Annotated in this window: 3 protein-coding genes; all 3 read left to right on the top strand. The window is 56.8% G+C overall.

Translation table 11 applies throughout. The features are described 5' to 3' along the window. The first annotated feature begins 620 nt into the window (after positions 1-620). The gene (locus MC380_RS17805) at positions 621-872 is read left to right on the top strand and encodes a hypothetical protein (protein WP_242166498.1); all 252 of its coding nucleotides are present in this window, start codon (positions 621-623) and stop codon (positions 870-872) included. A 563-nt stretch (positions 873-1,435) separates the two neighbouring features. Continuing rightward, positions 1,436-1,630 carry a hypothetical protein gene (locus tag MC380_RS17800; protein ID WP_242103699.1) on the top strand — a complete coding sequence of 65 codons (195 nt, stop codon included), beginning with the start codon at positions 1,436-1,438 and terminating at the stop codon, positions 1,628-1,630. 590 nt (positions 1,631-2,220) lie between these two features. Beyond that, a complete protein-coding gene (locus MC380_RS17795; protein WP_242166496.1) occupies positions 2,221-2,655 on the top strand; it encodes a hypothetical protein in 435 nt (144 codons plus the stop codon). Positions 2,656-2,842: the final 187 nt, after the last annotated feature.

Below are 2,842 nucleotides of genomic sequence, written 5' to 3'. Positions count from 1 at the left end.
GCGGCAATGGCCGGCTTCGGAGTTGAGTTAGATTTCAAGCCTGCGCCCAAGTGATTACGGGGCGCAGGCCTAACAATTCATTCAAGCCGAACCCGCTTCGCGGGTCGGCTTAATTCAGGCGTTAGGCCTTGCATGGCAGATATGTCGCAACTGCAAGCTCCAGTTATAGGGCCCTTCTACTCAAATTGGGGCTTCAAGAACTGGCTTCTCCATTTACACCCCGAGCACATCGAGGCTGAGCCACTTGGTATCGGGCTGTCACTGAAAGGTGGAGCTATGGGCGGGATGGGCAGTCAGACTGCCGCCCAATCTGCGTACGCTCCGGACAGCAACCCGTCGTCCCAGGCACGGCGTAAATCTTCACAAGATTGGCCGGTCGGTGAGATGGAGAAGATTGAGGTCCGGCGCCAGCTCTTTACTGCCAATGAGGTGCGACTGTACTGGCGTGGTGGCCGAAAGCTGGTTATGGCTATAGGATTTCGCCCATCCACCGATCACGTCCGCGCAACTTTGCGCGCTTGCTACCCGGGTCTGTATGCAGAGCGTCGGTTCAAGGCCTAACAATTCATTCAAGCCGAACCCGCTTCGCGGGTCGGCTTAATTCAGGCGTTAGGCCCCGCATGAAAATCTCCGAGTACGATGTTGTACGCGTCATCGCAGAGATTCCTGCGGATCGCATCGACCTCAGCGCCAGCCAAGGCCGCCCGCAAATCGGTGATCTAGGCGCAGTGGTCCTCGTCCACACCGTCAAGCCAAACCAAGAACCTGCCTTCATCGTTGAGTGTGTCGGCTCAGATGGTCACACCATCTGGCTCGCGGATATATTGGCCTCAGAGCTTGAGCGGGTTCCGTCCAGCCCGGGCGGGACCTAACAATTCATTCAAGCCGAACCCGCTTCGCGGGTCGGCTTAATTCAGGCGTTAGGCCCTCTATGAAGCCATCCCGCCAATTGCGAGTCCGATCGGCAATTGTCTACGCCGCAGCGATGCTTGTGGCTTCGGCGTACTGCGTCCTTCAGTCGATTTCCGCTCTGCCGCTCGCTTTCGGCGTCGCGACGCTCTCGGTTCTATCGGCGGCGGCAATTGGCTACGGTCTTGGCGGGTGGTACATATCCGTTGGCTCTGAACGGCCCACGTTTGAGCTTGTGGCAATTCCTTTCCTGGTTTTCCTCGGCGGCCCCGTTCTCGGCGCGAGCATCTTTCTGATTGCGGGAGCAGTCTTGTCCCAATCTGGAGCAGGAGAGAGTCCTCTGTGGGCTGTCCCAGGCGCTATCGCAATGACCACGGCTTACATCTCGCTCACCTGGCCGGTAGCCTTGGGTGCATTCGTCGCAGCGGGCATTGCAATGGCACGTTTCAGTCGCCGAGGGCCTAACAGTTCGTCCAAGCCGACGCCGCTTCGCGGCGCGGCTTAACTCAGGCGTTAGATTGCACACATGAAAACCTACCGCGTGATGATGACGGTCTCTATTGACGAACCTGCAGACTCTAATCATGAGATCTGGAAGTCTGTAGCCGCGTCAGATGAGAGAGAAGCTTTGGATAAGGCTCGTGAGCTTGTGCGTGCCGAGAATCCCGAGATTAATCCTGCAAAGATTTGGGCGTGGGCCATTCAGCGCAGCCGTGACTAGCATGCAAGTATCGTCGCTGGTGCAATCTAACAATTCGTTCAAGCCGACGCCGCTTCGTTCCGGCACCAGGCATGGCAGAGAAAGCTTGCCATGCCTGGCACCTGCACTACGCAGCGCGGCTTAACTCAGGCGTTAGGCGCCATAGAGCATGCCGACCGAACAGCTAGTTGATGGTATGACAGTCAATGAGAGACTTGCCTACTTCAAACTCTTTGAGGCAATGGATTCGGCCGTCGCGAGCCGAGACCATGACGCGATAGTCGCCGTGCTCCGTCGCGCAAAGCTAACCGAGATACAGGCGACACAAACGACCGAAGCAATCCTTTCCAACCCGACGCGCTATGGCTATCGCTAACTCTCTACCCATGCATCAAGCGGCAACCATGAGCGTTCTTCCGAGCATCTTGGCGCCTAACAATTCGTTCAAGCCGACGCCGCTTCGTTCCGGCCACAGGCATGGCACAGAAAGCTTGCCATGCCTGCAGCCTCCACTACGCAGCGCGGCTTAACTCAGGCGTTAGAGGGCACTAATGAGGTTCACAGCATTCTTCGTACTGTTGCTCGTCGTTCTTCCCACAAGAGGGCAAGACATGGATCTTCGCAAGGCTCTTTTCGCAAAAGTTGCAGCACTGCACGAGATCGACAGCAAGCACTTCCCCATCGTCTCAATCGACGACTACTTCGTTGGAAACGACGACGAAGAATCTATTGCGCCCAACCAATGGGGCGACGGCCGCCCCCCAGTTCAGGAAATCTATGCCCGCTTAAAAGAGATCGAGGCAAGGCCAGATGTGCACGGTGTTTTTGTCGGCATACATCAGGACTGGCCTGACTCAGATCGATTTGAGCAATGGGTACCTGCAGAGAACATTCATATCTACTCTTCCGCGCCCCAAGAGGTTGCGGACCAGTGGATCGAGGGGCTCCTGTCTGACGGCATTGGTCCCGGTTGGCCATACGGCAAGCACGCGGCAGCGCCAGAACCGCTCGCTGGTTACCACGTCTATACAATTTACTGGGATTAGGGGCGTGCCCTCTAACAAGTCATTCAAGCCGACGCCGCTTCGCGGCGCGGCTTAATTCCAGCGTTAGGCCCCTTGTTGAGCAGAATCGCTACCTTTGTAGATGGCAGACTCATTCGGGGCGCCTTCGTTGCCGTATTGGTTGCCGCATGCATGTTGCTTGGGCCACTGGCGACATTACTGATCGCTG

The sequence above is a fragment of the Lysobacter sp. M15 genome (assembly GCF_022662515.1).
Taxonomy (GTDB): Bacteria; Pseudomonadota; Gammaproteobacteria; order Xanthomonadales; family Xanthomonadaceae; genus JAKPBU01.
The sequence above is the reverse complement of the archived record's forward strand: the minus strand, read 5'-3'. Positions and strand labels throughout refer to the sequence as shown.

What these genes read in the sequence shown, in the direction of transcription:
- MC380_RS17805 (WP_242166498.1), top strand. Translation starts at nt 621, where the DNA reads ATGAAAATCTCCGAGTACGATGTTGTACGCGTCATCGCAGAGATTCCT.
- MC380_RS17800 (WP_242103699.1), top strand. Translation starts at nt 1,436, where the DNA reads ATGAAAACCTACCGCGTGATGATGACGGTCTCTATTGACGAACCTGCA.
- MC380_RS17795 (WP_242166496.1), top strand. Translation starts at nt 2,221, where the DNA reads ATGGATCTTCGCAAGGCTCTTTTCGCAAAAGTTGCAGCACTGCACGAG.